Genomic DNA, 17,181 nt, shown 5'->3' with positions numbered 1-17,181 from the left:
CAGTCAGCGCGACACCCTGCTCTGACTATGGTTACAAGCTACACGCTACAAACTACAATTTCATGCTGCTGTTGTTCCCACTAGTCAGATACAGCATAGTTGCAAGCAGAGCGCCCCAGGTGGTTATAACCACCTGGGGCGCTCTTTTTTGGTTGCAGTTGCTGCTATACACTCAGGAGCATGTGTACAGCACAATTAGAATTAAAGTTCTTTCCGACTACTTGCTTCACTATTTCGTGCCACTTTATCGCTTCTCAAGTAGCTTCGACTACTTGCTTCACCATTCCGAGCCACTTTTCTGCTCATCAAGTAGCTTTGACTACTTGCTTCACCATTCCAAGCCACTTTTCTGCTTCTCAAGTAACTTCGACTACTTGCTTCACCATTCCAAGCCACTTTTCTGCTTCTCAAGTAACTTCGACTACTTGCTTCACCATTCCAAGCCACTTTTCTGCTTCTCAAGTAACTTCGACTACTTGCTTCACCATTCCAAGCCACTTTTTCGCCTCTCAAGTAACTTCGACTACTTGCTTCACCATTCCAAGCCACTTTTCCGCTTCTCAAGTAGCTTCGACTACTTGCTTCACCATTCCAAGCCACTTTTCCGCTTCTCAAGTAGCTTCGACTACGTTCGGGTTCCATATCCTACTCACTGCCAAATTCTAATCCTGCCGATTCCCAATCAGCCCCGGAAATCCCCGCCCAGAAGGCGAAGAAGTTGCGCGGGCACGTCGCTCGACTTGCGACCATCTTCAAGAAGCGCAGGCAAATAGTCCGCGGCCTCCTCTTCCTCTTGTTGAGCCTGAAGGGACTCCACTTCGCGATGTAGACGCTCCATTTTAATATCGAGCGCCGCCGCCGAATCGGCAGCTTCCTTGAGCTCACGCAGCAAATGCTCCGGCACCGCTTTGTTGTACTTGTAGTACAGCTTATGCTCCAAGCTCGCCCAGAAGTCCATCGCGATTGTGCGGATCTGCACCTCGACGATCACCTTCTCCTGCCTGTCCGACATGAACACCGGCACTTCCACGAGCAGATGCAAGCTTTGATAACCATTGGGCTTCGGCCATGCGATGTAGTCCTTCACGTCGATGATCTTCAGGTCATGCTGCACTTTGAGCATATCATGGATGCGATAAATATCCGACACAAACGAGCAGGTTATGCGCAGGCCAGCGATGTCCTTAATCGTTTCCTTGATGGCCGGCAGTGAAAGCTCGCCGCTTTTTCGAGAAATTTTATTGATGATACTTTCCGGTGATTTAACTCGCGACTTGGTGTGTTCAATAGGATTATAGTCGTGGAGAAGCTGGAACTCCTCCTTGAGGATCTCGATTTTGGTTTCCATTTCGTCCAGAGCGAACTTGTACATCATCATGAATCGCGTAATTTCATTTTTGAGCTTCTTCAATTGCGCCAGCTGAGGAGAATTCATCTTTGGGCTCCTTGCCCGGCCTAGCGGCCGCTGTAGTCCCCCTTATCATCTCACACTCGGCAGGCTCATTTCAAAAAAGCAGACCTTGCCCTCGCCTCACGCATTTATTTTCAGAGTTATTCTCCTTCGCCAAGCAGGATTATTCAGCATTCAGGGTAATCTATTTATAATGTGGAATTTATTTTCCAGGAGGGATCATGATGAACATCGGCCGCTACCGCCTCGGCAACGACACCAAGCTTAAGCTGACGTCCTTTAATCCTGAGGATACGCATGAACTGAAGAGCAAGGAAGAAATCCATGAGGAGTACGAGAAGCTTTTGAAGAGGTTGGAGGAGCAGCAGGATCGACTGTTTGCCTCTAGCTCACATGGAGTGCTAATCGTTTTTCAAGGTATGGACTGCAGTGGTAAAGACGGTGTTATCAAAAAAGTATTCCACGGCATCAATCCGGGCGGCTTCCGCGCCTATAGCTTTAAAAAGCCGAATGAGGAAGAGGCGCGTCACGACTTCCTCTGGCGGACACATCGCAGCGTCCCTGCGCGAGGATATATGACGGCGTTCAATCGCTCCTACTATGAAGAGGTGCTGATTACACGTGTTCACGGGCAGATCAGCGACAAAGAGGCACGCAAGCGTCTGAAGTCCATCCGCCATTTTGAAGAGATGCTGACTTCGCAGAATATTCGGGTGTTGAAGTTCTTTTTGCATATATCGCCAGAATTCCAGCTGCAGAAAATCCACGAGCGAATGGAAAATCCGGAGAAGCTGTGGAAGTTCGATCCCAATGACCTGGAGGAAAGAAAGCACTGGAAAGCCTACAGAACCGCTTATGAAGAAGCAATTAGCCGCACCGCTACTAAAGACTGCCCCTGGCATATCATTCCGTCCAACAACCGCTGGTACAGGAACTATCTCGTGCTGCGCATTCTCGTCGAGGAGCTGGAAAAGCTGGAGCTGGCTTATCCGCAGCCCGATGTCAGCGTAGCCTCACGGCTTGAAACGCTCAAGGAAGAAAGGAGCTAAAAACTTGTCCAAACCCTCCCCAATGACGGAGCAGCAACTAGAACAGCTGGACGATCGCCAGCTTGTCGTGAAATTCATGGAGCCAGTGCTCTTACCACTTCGCGGCGCTTCTGACGCTCGCAAAGTCGAAGCGCTGAAGGCTCTACCCGCCTCGCTGCGGCCGCTGTTCCTGTTACGGGTGCTGGACGGCCATGCCGCTGGCTCCGCATGGGAATATTATGTTTGGACTGGCATTCTGCTACAGTCGCCGGATACTTGGCCTGCCGTTCTCGGCTCTTTGCGTGAGCTTGGTGCTCTGGAGCTGCTGGAAACACTGGCGGATACCGCCGCTGTACATCGTAAGCGGATGGACGGCTTGGCTGCTTCTGCTTCGCCTACTGTGAATAGCGGCATACGTTCTGTCGGTGTGGATGCTATTGGGGAGGATACTGACAGGTTGAAAACTGACGGAACCCAAAGTGAATCCATTCCCTCGAAAACGCCCTATCCGCCTCCATCTGCTTCCGATCTGGAACGAAATCCCGAGCTTCAGTTAGAAATGGATGCCTTGTACGCTCAATATAAAGCGACTATCCAGGAGGCCTACCGCTCCGGCGCCGAGCTTATTCGCGCTTATGTCCGGGAGAACGGACAGACTTACTGACTGATAACTGGGCGTTCGCGGCTCCTTTTACAACGGCCTTGCATAGGAAATCCCCTCCTTGCCCACGCTAATTCACAGGAAGGAGGGGACCCCATGAGCACAGCCAAACGCCGCCGCGAAAGCAACTGGAAACAGCGTAAGCGACATCTTCACCCGCATGGCAAAATCAAGTCGCTAGAGGAATATGCCGCCGAGATTGGAACCGTGCCCGCATCAAGCGCTTCAGCCGAGTCCAGCAACGAGAAGCAGTTCTAAAGGTCCCTTTGTTCCGGGCCCGCCCTCCTCTTCATGAGGCAGTGTGGGCTTGTTGGTGTTGCCATAGCGACATCCGTCGAGGAGAAAATAAAGCTCTAGACTGCCTGCTGTGGCATCGAATTTTTTACAACCGGAAGCGAATCCATGGATTGCTCGGTTATCTTTCAGCTATTTCAAGATAAAAAGGAGGCGCTGTATTTAAGTGGAATCTATAGAAACAGGACTAAAACTATTTTTGTTTATAATAGTTTTTTCACTATTCTTTGCTTTGGTAGGTTTCCTAGTCAAAAAATATCTAAGTTACTTCTTCGATAAAATAATAGTAAAAATATTTGCTTCAATTAAAAAAATTAGAAAAACGGACTGAACATATTGTAAGAGCTTCCGACGATATTCGTAGATGGAAACGAATGTTACACATCCGATTGAAGATAGTGTGAAGGGACTTTAAGCTTACGATTCTCTGAGTGGCTTTCTATTTTCTACTGGCAACTCCCCGCCCTCTTCGCATAGCCGAATCCTAATCCTCGTGCTAACATAGGGACAGCTAATTAAGGCGAAAGGATGCTGAACATCATGAATGAAACCCTCCTGACCTACACCCTTACCGATGCGCTGCCGGAGGATCTCCCGGCCATCGTCGACATTTATAATACGACCATTGCTGGACGCATGGTCACGGCCGATCTGGAACCCATTGCGCCAACGGACCGCCAAGCCTGGTATGACGAGCATTCTCCAGACTTGCGTCCCCTATGGACGCTCAAAAATTCATCCGGCGCTGTTGTCGCTTGGCTCAGCTACCAGTCCTTTCACCCTCGAGCCGCCTACAACGGAACCGCTGAGGTGAGCATCTATCTGTCACCACTGCTTCGCGGCCAAGGTCTCGGCGGTCTCCTGCTGCAGCGGGCACTGGAAGCATGTCCCGGCCTCGGCATCCACTCCTTGGTCGGTCTTGTTTTCGGCCATAACGAGCCTAGTCTGCGCCTCTTCCAAAAGCATGGCTTCGAAATCTGGGGACGTTTACCCCGCGTAGCCATTTTGGACGGCATTGAGCGAGATCTCGTGTACGTTGGGCGCAAAGTCTAATGGGCTAACTCGCTCCTGCGCGCAATATGTACAAGCAAGCAATCATTAATTCACCTTCTCGCTTAGATGATATCCGTGCGTGAAGGATATACATCCTCGTATGACAAAAAAGCCATGGAAACACGAATAATCCGTGATTTCCATGGCTTTTTGCATCCTCCCCTACGAGCTCCCGCAGACGGCGGGTAGCAGACACCATACAACAGACAGCGCCGCCCGCCACTATCTCTCGCCGCTGTCGAGCACCACAACTTTGCGGCCAGAGGAGGCGCCTCGCAGCAACTCTTTGGCCGCCTGCGGCACCTCAGTCAGCTCGATCTCAGAGATGAGCTCCTCCAAGCGGCGCGGCTTCAGGTCAGTCGCCATGCGCTTCCAGAGCTTGACGCGCAGCCCGCGTGAAGCCCACACCGAGTCAATGCCATGCAAGCTGACGCCCCGCAAAATAAACGGAAAAACACTAGCCGGCAACTCTGCCCCGCTGGTCACTCCACATGCCGCGACGGCTCCGCCGTATTTCATGCGGCTGAGAACACAGGCCAGCATTGCGCCGCCGACGCAGTCGATGGCCCCCGTCCAGCGCTGCTTGTCCAACGGCCGCAGCTCCTCCGGCAACAACTCCTCGCGAGGCAGCACGCGAGCAGCGCCAAGCGCAAGCAGGCGAGCCTGCGCCTCCTGCTTGCCTGACACCGCCTCCACCTCATAACCGAGGCGTGCCAACATCGACACGGCTAGCGTGCCGACTCCACCGCTCGCTCCAGTTACGACAACCGGCCCCGATGAGGGCGAGATGCCGTTGTCCTGCAGCTTTTGCACGGACATGGCTGCCGTCAGCCCGGCCGTGCCGAGCGCCATCGCTTCCCGCTCCGTCAAACCTTTCGGAAGCGGCACCGCCCAATCTGCCGGAATTCGGGCGAATTCCGAGAGGCCGCCATGCTGGCTGACTCCGAACCCGTAGCCCGTCACGATGACTTTGCCCCCTGGCTTGAACCTTTTATCCGAACTTTTCACAACTTCGCCTGCGGCATCGATCCCTGGAATATGAGGATAACGGCCCACTATTCTTCCGTCTGGCTCAAGCGCCAACGCGTCCTTGTAATTGATGCTGGAATAAGCGACTTTGACGAGCAGATCCCCTTCCGGCAGCCGGGCCTCCTCTACAGTTTGAACGGATGACTCCACCTTCTCTTCCTGTCGATCCACCACTAGCGCCCTGAAATGCAAGGCAATCCCTCCTTCATCGGTTTCAGCTGCGAACTACACTTACCCTTATTTTCCACCTCAATTCCTACAGGGGTCAAGTCCCCTCGCAACCAACACACTTATAACGATTGATGACACCATTATTTCCCACTCCTTTCCCCACAGCCTGCCGCAAAAAGAAAAATAGGCCAACCATAAATTTCTGGCTGACCTATTAATAGGGTAAAGTTCCGGTTGATTAACGCGGTCCCTAACTATGCTGTCCGCTCTAGAATCGAACCTTGTTGCGCCCGCTCCGTTTGGCACGGTACAGAGCCTGATCCGCCTCGGAATAAAGCAATTGGAAATTATCTTCCTGCGAACGCGAAGAGAAATCCCGTCCAGAGCAGCCGATACTTACGGTCAACTGCAGCTCGCGCCCGTCTTCCAGCGACACTCCGGTATTCATAACAGAGCTGCGGATAAGCTCCGCAAGCTCTGCGGCATGCTCCAAGTCGCTGTCGGGCAGAGCAATCGCGAACTCCTCGCCGCCAACTCGGCCGAACAGCGCCCTGCACACCACGACCCCCTGCACGACTTGCACGAAGCCTTTCAGCGCCATGTCTCCACTCTGATGTCCATGCTCATCATTTATTTTCTTGAATAAGTCCAGATCCAAAATGAGTAAGCTGAACGCTTTCCCTTCCTCCATGCAAAGAGAAAGATGCCGCTGCGCGCGCTCCATAAAGCTGTCTCGGTTGTAAATGCCAGTCAGTCCGTCTATGGAAGCCCGGCGGCGGAGGTCCTGTTCCAGCTTTTTCGTTTCCGTAATGTCTGCAATGACCGACAAGCTCCCATAATACATTCCTCGGCCCGATACAAGCGGCGTAACCGTAATAGCCAGCCACACCTGATTCTCTTCTTCAAGATGAAAAGGCAATTCAACATGCATTTCGCTCCGGCTGTCATGAGCCGCTAACCATGCCGCTGCAGAAGGCAGCAGCTTGGGCAGCGCCATTGCAATCCAGTTCCCCGGCTCAATGCCTTCAGCCCGCGCGAGCAGCCGGGATGCGGAAGGATTGTAGTCCATGATTCGTTGCTCGGTATCCAGGACGATGACGCCTTCTTTCATTATTTCGATCAGCTTGTTGCGCGCGAACTGTACGACATGCAGCACCTGATGCCGATACAACGCCCAAAACAGAACTCCAGAGGTAGGCAGAAGCGAAAAGAACAGAATGCCGGAAGCTCCCGCCGACAGATCATGATTAATGGCGTTCATGCTAAAAGAAACGACTGGCAGCAGCATCGCCCCCGACATCAGCAGCAGTTGGAAGCGGTGACGGCCGCTTGTACCGCTGGCTGCCTTCAATAGCAATGCTGCTCCAATGAGATGCAAAGCCTGGGTGTAGGCCAGAAAAATACTGTTTAGACTGGTTCGACTCCTATCAAATAAGCCATCCTCACCCAGTGAGATTGCACTGCGCATCAAATTATGGGATTCATCCGTGAAAATCAGAATCAGCGCGATCAGCGAGATAACAAACAGCACGGTAACGAGCCAAGGACGGATCAAGCGCTCCATTCCGGCGTAGACCATCGAGAACAGCAACCCGACCACAGGAAATAGAAGAAGTGGAATCTGCATTATATTGCGCCAGAACAGCTTTGCTTCATATTCCGGCAAAACATATTGCATAAGCGAACCAAAGCTGAGCAATGCCGACAGCAAAGCCAGAACGATGTATAAACTCGCGCCAGGAACCTGGCGGTAGCGGAATACCACCAAGGCAAGGGCAATCGACAAACAAGACGCAATAAGGCAGGACGCCGTTATTATCATAGAAAATCCATCCTCCACAACGCTTTATTCCTAGAGGTGATGCAAGCGCAGGGCAAACGAGAATTTCCGCTCGCACCAATACCTATATCTTCGGCTAAATAGGCAACTTGAGTTAGTCGCTTTAATTGGAAGGTAAAGTCTAGTAGGAGAGCGCAAAAGAGGGCCGACGTCCCCCTAAGTAAGTCCCCCTAAAATGTTGGAATGGATACGGGTGACTGTGGATGCAGCTAATTGAGAAACCATGATAACTTCGTTTCGGAGATGCTTTAATACGTGCACTATACAGGCACTAACCAAGCTCATCGCTCCTCAGCTCTTCCATTAATCCACCAGCGAAGCTAATTTCGCCTCAGTTCATCCATTCGTCCATCGACGTAGCTCATCACATCTCAACTCATCCATTCGCTCACCAACGAACCTCACCTCACCGCACCTCAGCTCGTCCACCATGAACTAGAAAAACTCAAAGTCCACCCATAAAAATAACCATAAGCCGCCTCATGTCGACATATGTCACTTTTAATCACATAGACCTATTAGGGATTAGTCCAATAGATTCATTTTTAATCAATATTTTTACCTAAAATAGTATTTAATCCAGCTAAATACAGAGAAATATACCGTCACACTACAGCGTTAATGCAATTAATCGATGCAGTTTCAGCGCAACAACGTTAAAACAATATTAAAAATATCCTAAAATCTGCTAGACAAGCCCTATTAGTCCGAGTATTCTAAGATTAATTTACTGCGACAATGGTAGTTTATTAAACTACTAATGTTATTTTTTCTACCATGGTAGCGGTGACTATATTCCTACATCCTCTTTAGAAAGAAGGTTCTTGCTTGCAGAAATCCCGTCGTTTACCACTCGTCAAGGCTCTGTCCACCACCCTGTCCGCAGCTCTGCTGCTGACGCCGTTCGCCGTTCAAGCCGCGGCGGCTGAGCCCGTATCAACCAGCAGCCTCCAAGCTGGTCTGCAGCCTCTCATCTCGCCCCGCCTTGATACCAAGTCCCAGGATCTCATCAAAGTTATTGTCACCCTCAATGGAGCATCCATCGCGGAAGGCAAATATGCCGCCAAAATGGGCATCCACTCCCTCGCCTCGCAGGCGACGGAAAGCAGCATCAGCAGCCAACAGACCAGCTTTATCGCCAAAGCCGAAAGCATCGGGGTTGATCTCGATGTAACGTATCAATACGATACGGTGCTTAACGGCATGGAAGTAGAGCTTCCCGCCAATGAGATTCCTTTGCTTGCCAAAGTTCCAGGTGTGAAATCCATCTACGAAAACCGCAATTTTTACTCCATTCCGCAAGCTGAAAAAACGGAGTCCGCAGACGATTCCGTTGCATGCAAATGTGACATTAATCCGCTTGATCAGATCAACGCCCCAGAAGCCTGGGCAAAAGACATTACCGGCAAAGGCATCAAGGTCGGCGTTATTGACACCGGCGTTGACTACCTTCATCCGGATCTGAAGGATGCCTACAAAGGCGGACATGACTCCTTCTTTAATACGGACGATCCGTTTGAGGAAATTCCTAATAAGGACACAGGAAATCTGGGAACCTCTCACGGTACTCATGTATCCGGTACTATTGCAGCCCGTGAAAAAAATACCGGCGAATATGCTCACAAAGGTGTGGCGTATGAGTCTGACCTTTATGTGTACAAGGTTCTCGGCTTCGATTTCGAGACCGGCCGCGCCTCAGGCTCCTCGGCTCAAGTCATCGACGGCATTGAAAATGCAGTTGAAGACGGAATGGACATCATCAACCTGTCGCTAGGATCAGATGATGCCAAAGATCCTTTTACGCCTGATAGCGTCGCACTTAACAATGCTGTACTGGGCGGAGTTGTGGCTGTCGTAGCGAACGGCAACAATGCTACCGATTCCGAGCAATACTATTACTCCATGGGTTCGCCGGCTTCCAGCCAGCTGTCCATCTCTGTAGGCGCTGTAACAAGCCCAAGCAATCATTACACGGGCAGCGTAACTTCAGCGGTATATGGCGGAACGGTAACAGAAGCCGTATATAAAGATTATGGCTTGAATGTAATGGCCTGGACGACTTCTCAAGAGAATTTCGCAGAAATTCTCGGCACCAAGCCGCTTGCAGCTGTATATGCAGGTATCGGCACAGCTAACGACTTTAAGAATATCGATGTTGAAGGCAAGATTGTCCTTGTCTCCCGCGGCAATATTCCTTTTGTCGATAAAGTAGCCAATGCTAAAGAACATGGTGCAAAAGCCATCGTCATCTTCAACGGCAACATCAAATCCACCGATGCAAATTCCGCTGACTTGAGCGAATCTGTTAAGGATCGGGACGGCTTCATCGGTCCTGCTGCTTATTTAGGTGATACGTTCGACTACATCCCTACCTTCGATATGGAAGGCAGCAAGGGTAGAGCACTAGCACGACAGCTAGTAGCCAACCCAGGTGGAAGCTTCAATCTTGACTTTGGCAGCGAGTATCCAAAAACCCTTTCAAAGGGCGACACAATGGCTGACTTCAGCTCCCGCGGTCCGAATTCCGACGGCTTGCTCGGCATCAAACCCGATGTCGTTGCGCCTGGCGTAGCGATCATGTCGACCTACCCAGCTTACGGAAAAGGCTCTACTGATCCATCTCTGTACGATGAAGCCTATCTCCGCAACAACGGCACCAGCATGGCAGCTCCCCATGTAGCGGGCGCTGCAGCATTGCTGCAACAGGCTAATCCGAACTGGACTCCTTTTGATATCCGTGCGGCTCTCGCGAACACTGCCGACCCGATTTCGGATGACGCTGGAACCCGTTACGATGTATATTCCCAAGGTGCTGGCCGTATCAACATCGCTAAAGCGCTGGAAACACCAGCACTACTGCAAACGGTCGAGCAACTGACGATGTACGACGTGAACATGAACAAAGTTGCCGTTACGAATTATGGCGACAACGCCAGCTTTGGCATTATGGAAGCTGGAAGCGCAGCGAAAACAATTGGACTTCAAGTCAATAACGTTTCCGACAAAGCTGTATCTTACAAAGCTTCCGTGAAGCTGCACACAAAAGTAACTTCGGACCCACGCGATCCGATCGCAACGCCGGATACGAGCAAAATCAACGTTTCTCTGGGCGGTCTGACAGACGGAACCGTTACGGCTAATGCTTACAGCAAACAGCCATTCAGCATCAGCGCAGCTCCAGCAGCCGATGCGGCAAAAGGTGTATATGAAGGTTCGATCGTACTGGAAGCGGCAGGCAAGCCAACGCTGCATATTCCATTCGTCCTTCATGTAGGCAAAGAGCCTCTCGATACTGGTTATGGCGTTCAAGAAGTAAAGCTGTCCACACGCCAATTGTCCCCGAACGGCGACGGCAACAATGACAGCCTGGAGCTCTCCTTCAATGTAGCTACTGAAGATTTTAACCTCCTGCAGGTTAGTATTAGCGACATCAACGACGACACCGTAGGTTATCTGAGCGTAATTGATGCCGTATATTCAGAGGAACCGATTGAGGCAAAAACGTATCGCCACACGTTCAACGGAACCTATTCCCTTGATGCAAATCAAGAGAAGATAGCCGGTGCTTTGAAGGATGGATCTTACTCCTTTAATATTTTCGCAGCGTATATCTCGAAGGGCAAAGTTGTATACCAATCTGTCGGCTACATTCCATTCTCCATCGTAAACAGCAACTACAACGCTGGCAGCGGCGGTCCTGGTTTCTACCCAGGCCCAATGGCCACGCCAACACCGGCTCCTGTAGCAGCGGGCGGCGCTCTGAAAGCTATCACCGCTCAAGGCCTGCAACAAGTAACGGTTAAATCCGCTACTGCTTCCCAAGCCAACGCTACTGTAACGACCGTTACGTATGCAGATTTGCAAGCTGCAATCGGCACGGGTAATGTGAAGCTGGCGCTCGTATTCAACGCTGCTGCCGAAGCTGGCAAAGCTTCCAAGCTGAGCCTGACGGCAGAGCAAGTAAAACTGCTTGGCACCGCTCCTGCGGGCAGCGCAATCTACCTGAACACGGGTAAAGAAGCGCTTGAGCTTCCTCTTTCCCTGATTGCCTCTGTTCCAGCAGGCAGCGGCCTTGAGCTGGTCATCCGCCCTGCGGCTGACGAGGCAAGCAAATTCGCTGGCGCAACCGTACTTGGCACGCCAGTTGCCTTTGAAGCTAACACAGTGAATGGCTCAACTGTTACACCGCTTTCCGTACCGTCCAAAACATTCCTGAAACGCTCGTTCACCCTGGATAAGGGCATCACCGTCTCCAAAGCCGGCGTCTTGTTCCTGGAAAATGGCAAACAAGCTCCAGCCCCTGCTGTATTCTCGGCAAATGAAGATGGCACGACGACCGTAACGGTCAGCCGTCCAGGCTTCTCCGTATACACAGCGGCATCGCGCACCACAGCCTTCAACGACATCACTGGCTCGTGGGCACAATCCCGCATCCAGTCCCTGAGCGACAAACTGTTGATCAACGGCACGGCGGCTACCACCTTCTCGCCAAAAGCCAATGTGACCCGCGCTGAATTCGCTGCTATGCTGGCACGCGGCCTGGGCCTCACTGCAACAGCAAAAGCTCCGTTCAGCGACCTGGCAGCAGGCGCTTGGTACAATGACGCCGTGAGCGCAGCTTATACAGCTGGTCTGATCAACGGCTACAGCGACGGCACCTTCCGTCCAAACGGCATCATCAGCCGCCAGGAACTTGCCGTTATGCTGGCTAAAGCGGCAACGCTGGCGGGCGCATCTTCCACCACGGGCAAAATCACCACCTACGGTGACGCAACAAGCTTTGGCGCCTTCGCGAAGGACAGCATCGCGCTTGTCACTTCCGCTGGCCTGATGGAAGGCTCCATCGCAGGCAGCAGCTCCGTATTCAAGCCACTCGGCTCGACGACACGCGAAGCAGCAGCTACTGTCATCCACAAACTGCTCACAAACAGCAAGCTGATCTAATTCCCCATCGACTGCAGAGGCGCTATATCCTAGCCCCTCTGCAGCCGCAACAAACAACACCAAGCACCAGATTCCGACTATCGGATCTGGTGCTTTTCTTTTGTTTCCTTCCTATAGGTCTTATTTACTCCTTTTTACGACAACTTTCAGTCTTTTCTGATCATATAGCCTTATTTATTCCCCTTCCAGCAGGGAGTGCGGAGAACCTGCCGAATTACCGGATAATCCAACTCCTATTTTTAATAGAAAGAAGGTACACAGATTGGTCAAAAAAGGATTTAAGATCAATATCCTATCCGCCGTACTTGCGGCGACTCTACTCCTGCCATCCGGTGTCCACGCCACCGAGTTATCTCCTTCCCCAGCCTCTTCAGAAGGCGCTGCAGCCATTCTGAAAAGTCGTCTGGAGCAAGGAGTCGCTCCCGGCTCCTCCAAGCTGAAGGCTTCGAACGGGCAGTCGCTGAATCCATCGCGTGCACGCGGGCTCACGACTGCTGACACCACACCGGCCGTTATCTCGCCGCGCCTGGACATAAAAACATCCGCGCGCGTCAAAGTCATTCTCCAGTTGGACGGCGCTGCCGTAGCGGAAGGCAAGTTCGCCTCCAGCCAAGGCATCGCCGCCACCGACGTAACCGAATCCTCGGTAGATGTGGAGCAACAAGTATTGCTCGACGCGGCTAAAGCGCGGGGCTTGGCGCTGAAGGTCAGCTACCGCTTCGACACCGTATTGAACGGCATGGAGGTCGAGCTGCCGGCCAACCAGATTCCACTGCTCGCTGCACTGCCTGGCGTTAAGTCGATTCACGAAAATCTGACCTACTACGCCATTCCTGCCGAGACTGTCGCTCCCAATACGACCTCGGAACAATGCCGTTGCGACATCGAACCGCTGAAGCAGCTCCGCGTCCCTGAGGCTTGGGCTATGGGACTGACAGGCAAGGGGCTGAAGGTGGGCGTCATCGACACTGGTGTCGACTACCTGCATCCCGACCTGAAGGGCGCGTATAAGGGTGGACGCGACTCGTACTTCAACACGAATGACCCGTACGAAGAAATTCCGAACAGCGAAACCGGCAACACAGGCACGTCGCACGGCACTCATGTCGCCGGTACAATCGTCGGCGGAGCTGCGAACAAAACCGACATTGTCCAGAAAGGTGTCGCTTACGAGGCAGATCTATACGCCTATAAGGTGCTCGGCTTCAACGCCGAAAACGGCCGTGCTTCCGGTTCCTCCGCGCAAGTCATCGACGGCATTGAACATGCTGTTAAGGACGGCATGGATGTCATCAACCTGTCGCTCGGCGCCGACACCGTTAAAGATCCATTTTCACCGGATTCCATCGCGGTCAATAATGCTGTGCTCTCCGGCGTCGTCGCGGTCGTAGCCAACGGCAACGCGGCCGATGATGGACGCTACTACTACTCGATGGGCTCCCCGGCAAACAGCCAGCTGGCCATTGCCGTCGGTGCAGTGAACAGTCCGAGCAATCACTACACGGCGAGCGTGAGCGCCTCGGTATACAACCCGACCGTCACAGGCGCCACCTACAGCGGACTCGACTATGATCTCAACATGATGGGCTGGCGCACGGGTCAGGAGGACTTCGCTTCGCTGCTCGGCACAGAGCCGGTAGAGGCGGTCTACGTTGGACTTGGCGGGGAAAACGACTACGCAGGCATTGATGCGAAGGGTAAAATCGTCCTCGCCTCGCGCGGAATACAGCCTTTCGTGCAAAAATCCGAGATTGCCAAAAACAAGGGCGCCAAGGCAATCATCATTTTCAACGGACTCAATACCGGCCTCAAAGCGAACCTAAACCCATCCATTCCTGGGCGGGATAGCTTCATCGGTCCGGCTGGCTTTTTTGGAGACAGCTTCAACTACATCCCAACCTTTGATATGGAAGGCGCTAAAGGCCGCGAGCTTGCACGCATCGTGCTGGCGAATCCCGGCGCAAGCTTCAAGCTGGACTTCGATGGCGAGTATCCAAAAACGGTTGTTCCTGGCGACCGCATGGCTAGCTTCAGCTCCCGTGGTCCAGCCTCCGACGGCAAGCTCGGTATCAAGCCGGATGTGACCGCTCCGGGCGTAAACACCTTGTCGACTTGGCCGGCCTACGGTAAAGCCGATCCTAATGCCTCGTATGACGAGGCGTACAACCGCATCAGCGGCACAAGCATGGCAACGCCTCATGTAGCCGGGCTGGCGCTGCTGCTGAAGCAGAAACATCCGAATTGGACGCCGATGGACATTCGTGCGGCACTCGCCAACACGGCTGACACCATCTACGACGAAGCCGGAACCCGCTACGACGTTTATTCCCAAGGCGGAGGCCGCGCCAACATCGTCAATGCGCTCCAAACACCTGCGCTGCTGCAAAGTGTAGAGGAGCTGACGCTGCAGGACGCGAACCTTAACCCGTTCCAAGTGACCAACTTCGGCGCGAACTACAGCTTCGGCGTCGTTCCAGCTGGTGCTGAGACACAGAGCGGTCAGCTTCGCGTGAAAAATACATCCGGAGCAGCTGTAACATACTCCGCTTCCGTGGAGCTCAACGCTTCCGTCACCTCCGATCCGGCGAACCCGATCGCAACGCCGGACATCTCCAAGCTGAGCGTATCGCTCGGCGGTCTGAACAATGGCTCCATTACAGCGCCTCCTGGCGGTGCGGCTTCCTTCACGCTGAGTGCGACTCCGACAGCCGATGCAGCTAAAGGCGCCTACGAAGGCTCCGTTATTCTGACCGCGCCAGGCCTGCCAACGCTGCGTCTGCCATTCGCTTTGCATGTCGGCGATAAGCTGCCGGACAACGGTTTTGGCATCCAGGATCTAACGTTGTCTAGTTCAATCCTCTCCCCTGATGGAGATGGAGTGAATGACAAACTGAGCGCGAGCTTCACGCTGAACGCTGCGAACACGGATGTCCTCAGCTTGGAAGTCTATGATGTGAATGATGATTTTGTCGGCCTGATGTTCGTCTCCGAAACAATCCAGCCAGGCGGTTATGTACCTGGTCGCTACACCATCGACGGTCTCACCGAGCAATTTTATGACAGCTACGATGCGGAAGGAAATCCAGTCTACCAAAAGCTTGCAGAAGGAACCTATACGCTGTATGCCGTCGCAACGGATTATGACGAGGTTTTCAATGTTGTGAACCAGTACTCCACGACCAGAACGATGGCCGTCGCTTACAACAAGGTTGAGCTGGGACTGGTAGCCAATGCAAAAGAAGCATTCCAAGCCAAAATCATCAACACCACCGTCACTGGCAAGCCAGTGCTGCAGCTGCCTTCCCGCCAAGGCGTAACCTATACGGTCACAGCGAGCGAGAAGCCTGCGCTGATCGCAGCGGATGGCATCCTGGCTTCACGCCCGAAAAAAGCTGAAACGGTGCTGCTGACCGTCACCATTGCCTCGGCAAAAGTACCAACGATCAAGGACACCGCGCAAGTGTCCGTGTTGCTGCCAGGCAGCGAGCCGGTGGAGCTTGGCGACCGTGCGCTGAAAGGCGTCATCCGTTCCATGGGGACCAAAGTCAATCTGAAGTCTACCGTCTCAACGGATGGTATCGTTACCGTAACAGATACCGATATCAAAGCCGCTCTGAAAGGAGCTTACCGTCCACTGGCAATTGTCGTGAATGGAGCGTCTCTAGACTCGGTATCTACCGTGAAGCTCAGCCTGAGCGCCGCTCAAGCCGCTTCGCTGGCCAAAGCACCGCTGGGCAGCTCCATCGCCCTTAACGCGGGCTCCGCCGCCGTCGAGCTGCCGCTGTATTTGCTGCAATCTCTGCCTAAAGGCTCCGGCGCAGAGCTCATTATCCGCGCTGCCGCTGGCGAAGCGGGTACGTTTACCGCAAGCCGTCCAGGTCTGACGCTGTTAGGCGCTCCAGTCGCCTTCGAACTGAACAGCGTCTCCTCTAGCTCGGTTTCCAAGCCGCTGCCGATTCCGGCAAGCTCTTTTGTGAAGCATGCTTTTGTACTGGAAGCAGGCGTTGATTCCAGCAAAGCAGGCGCACTGTTCCTGCAAAACGGCAAAGCTTACCCAGCTCCATCCGCATTCACGAAAAACAGCGATGGCACAACGACCGTCTCGGTATCACAGCCGGGCTACAACGTATATGCGGCCGCCAAACGTACCGTCGCCTATACGGACATCGCGAAGTCCAAGTCCAAAAACAGCATCCAGTCGCTGTCCGAGAAGCTGCTGATCGATGGCACAACCGATACGACCTTTTCGCCTAAGTCACGCCTGACGCTCGCACAGTTCGATGAAATGGTGAGCAAGGCGTTTGGCCTTCCGCCGGTTGCCGGCAAAACATTCAGCAGTTCTGTCGCTCCTTCTGGTGCAGGAGCAGCCTTTTCACCGCTGAATGCGGACGTTAAGGCCATCGCCTCTGACGCTGGTGTGCTCAGCGGCGGCTCTGCAGCCGGTCTCAGCGCGAGCGGCGGCAAATGGTACAGCAATGTGCCGATCATCAGCCGCGAAGCTGCGGCCGATGTCATCTACAAGCTGCTGTATGCAGCTAAGCTGATTTAAGGGAACACTGCGAAGAGTGGGTCCACTCCCGCACCGCGCTTAAGGCTTCCCTGGTTGGGTATCTCCCACCAATTCAGACTGTTACAAAAAAAAGCGGCGATCGTTTCCCGGTATCCCACCGGAGAGCTATCGCCGCTTTTTTCGATAGGATAATACTATAGCGTTACGGCTGTGAGAACAAAATTGGGAGTAATTACGCTT

At 52.9% G+C, this 17,181-nt stretch carries 10 protein-coding genes; 6 read left to right on the top strand and 4 right to left on the bottom strand.

Going from position 1 to position 17,181, the window contains the following annotated elements:
* Positions 1 to 201: 201 nt before the first annotated feature.
* Positions 202 to 642: a hypothetical protein gene (locus tag CGZ75_RS24735; RefSeq protein ID WP_141136821.1), complete on the bottom strand. Its 441-nt coding sequence runs from the start codon at positions 640 to 642 to the stop codon at positions 202 to 204.
* A gap of 40 nt (positions 643 to 682) precedes the next feature.
* Positions 683 to 1,435, bottom strand: a complete 753-nt coding sequence (locus CGZ75_RS18840; protein ID WP_089525739.1) for a GTP pyrophosphokinase — start codon at positions 1,433 to 1,435, stop codon at positions 683 to 685.
* Between the two features lie 200 nt (positions 1,436 to 1,635).
* Between CGZ75_RS18840 and CGZ75_RS18835 the strand changes: the two genes are divergently transcribed.
* From CGZ75_RS18835 to CGZ75_RS18825, 4 genes are all read left to right on the top strand, one after another.
* Entirely contained in the window at positions 1,636 to 2,460 is an 825-nt protein-coding gene (locus CGZ75_RS18835; RefSeq protein ID WP_425436522.1) for a PPK2 family polyphosphate kinase, read from the top strand.
* Positions 2,461 to 2,464: 4 nt separating this feature from the next.
* Positions 2,465 to 3,103 (top strand): hypothetical protein, encoded by a 639-nt coding sequence (locus tag CGZ75_RS18830; protein ID WP_141136820.1) that lies wholly within the window; start codon positions 2,465 to 2,467, stop codon positions 3,101 to 3,103.
* Positions 3,104 to 3,196: 93 nt separating this feature from the next.
* The gene (locus CGZ75_RS26545; protein ID WP_176444913.1) at positions 3,197 to 3,358 is read left to right on the top strand and encodes a DUF6254 family protein; all 162 of its coding nucleotides are present in this window, start codon (positions 3,197 to 3,199) and stop codon (positions 3,356 to 3,358) included.
* A 576-nt stretch (positions 3,359 to 3,934) separates the two neighbouring features.
* Positions 3,935 to 4,447, top strand: a complete 513-nt coding sequence (locus CGZ75_RS18825; protein WP_089525736.1) for a GNAT family N-acetyltransferase — start codon at positions 3,935 to 3,937, stop codon at positions 4,445 to 4,447.
* Between the two features lie 222 nt (positions 4,448 to 4,669).
* On the opposite strand, the gene CGZ75_RS18820 is transcribed toward CGZ75_RS18825, so the two are convergent.
* Positions 4,670 to 5,668, bottom strand: a complete 999-nt coding sequence (locus tag CGZ75_RS18820) for an oxidoreductase (RefSeq protein WP_425436509.1) — start codon at positions 5,666 to 5,668, stop codon at positions 4,670 to 4,672.
* Positions 5,669 to 5,915: 247 nt separating this feature from the next.
* A complete protein-coding gene (locus CGZ75_RS18815) occupies positions 5,916 to 7,469 on the bottom strand; it encodes a histidine kinase N-terminal 7TM domain-containing diguanylate cyclase (protein WP_089525734.1) in 1,554 nt (517 codons plus the stop codon).
* An 846-nt stretch (positions 7,470 to 8,315) separates the two neighbouring features.
* Here CGZ75_RS18815 and CGZ75_RS26280 point away from each other — a divergent pair.
* Together CGZ75_RS26280 and CGZ75_RS26275 are read left to right on the top strand one after the other, a co-directional pair.
* On the top strand, positions 8,316 to 12,431 hold the full coding sequence (locus CGZ75_RS26280; protein WP_089525733.1) for a S8 family serine peptidase: 4,116 nt from the start codon (positions 8,316 to 8,318) through the stop codon (positions 12,429 to 12,431).
* Positions 12,432 to 12,693: 262 nt separating this feature from the next.
* Positions 12,694 to 16,980 carry a S8 family serine peptidase gene (locus tag CGZ75_RS26275; protein ID WP_089525732.1) on the top strand — a complete coding sequence of 1,429 codons (4,287 nt, stop codon included), beginning with the start codon at positions 12,694 to 12,696 and terminating at the stop codon, positions 16,978 to 16,980.
* Positions 16,981 to 17,181: the final 201 nt, after the last annotated feature.

The sequence above is a fragment of the Paenibacillus herberti genome, assembly GCF_002233675.1.
GTDB lineage: Bacteria > Bacillota > Bacilli > Paenibacillales > Paenibacillaceae > Paenibacillus_O > Paenibacillus_O herberti.
This window is presented reverse-complemented; position numbering and strand designations above follow the sequence as displayed.

Coding starts and splice junctions, on each gene's coding strand:
- CGZ75_RS24735 (WP_141136821.1), bottom strand. CDS start 642: ATGGAACCCGAACGTAGTCGAAGCTACTTGAGAAGCGGAAAAGTGGCT.
- CGZ75_RS18840 (WP_089525739.1), bottom strand. CDS start 1,435: ATGAATTCTCCTCAGCTGGCGCAATTGAAGAAGCTCAAAAATGAAATT.
- CGZ75_RS18835 (WP_425436522.1), top strand. CDS start 1,636: ATGAACATCGGCCGCTACCGCCTCGGCAACGACACCAAGCTTAAGCTG.
- CGZ75_RS26545 (WP_176444913.1), top strand. CDS start 3,197: ATGAGCACAGCCAAACGCCGCCGCGAAAGCAACTGGAAACAGCGTAAG.
- CGZ75_RS18825 (WP_089525736.1), top strand. CDS start 3,935: ATGAATGAAACCCTCCTGACCTACACCCTTACCGATGCGCTGCCGGAG.
- CGZ75_RS18815 (WP_089525734.1), bottom strand. CDS start 7,469: ATGATAATAACGGCGTCCTGCCTTATTGCGTCTTGTTTGTCGATTGCC.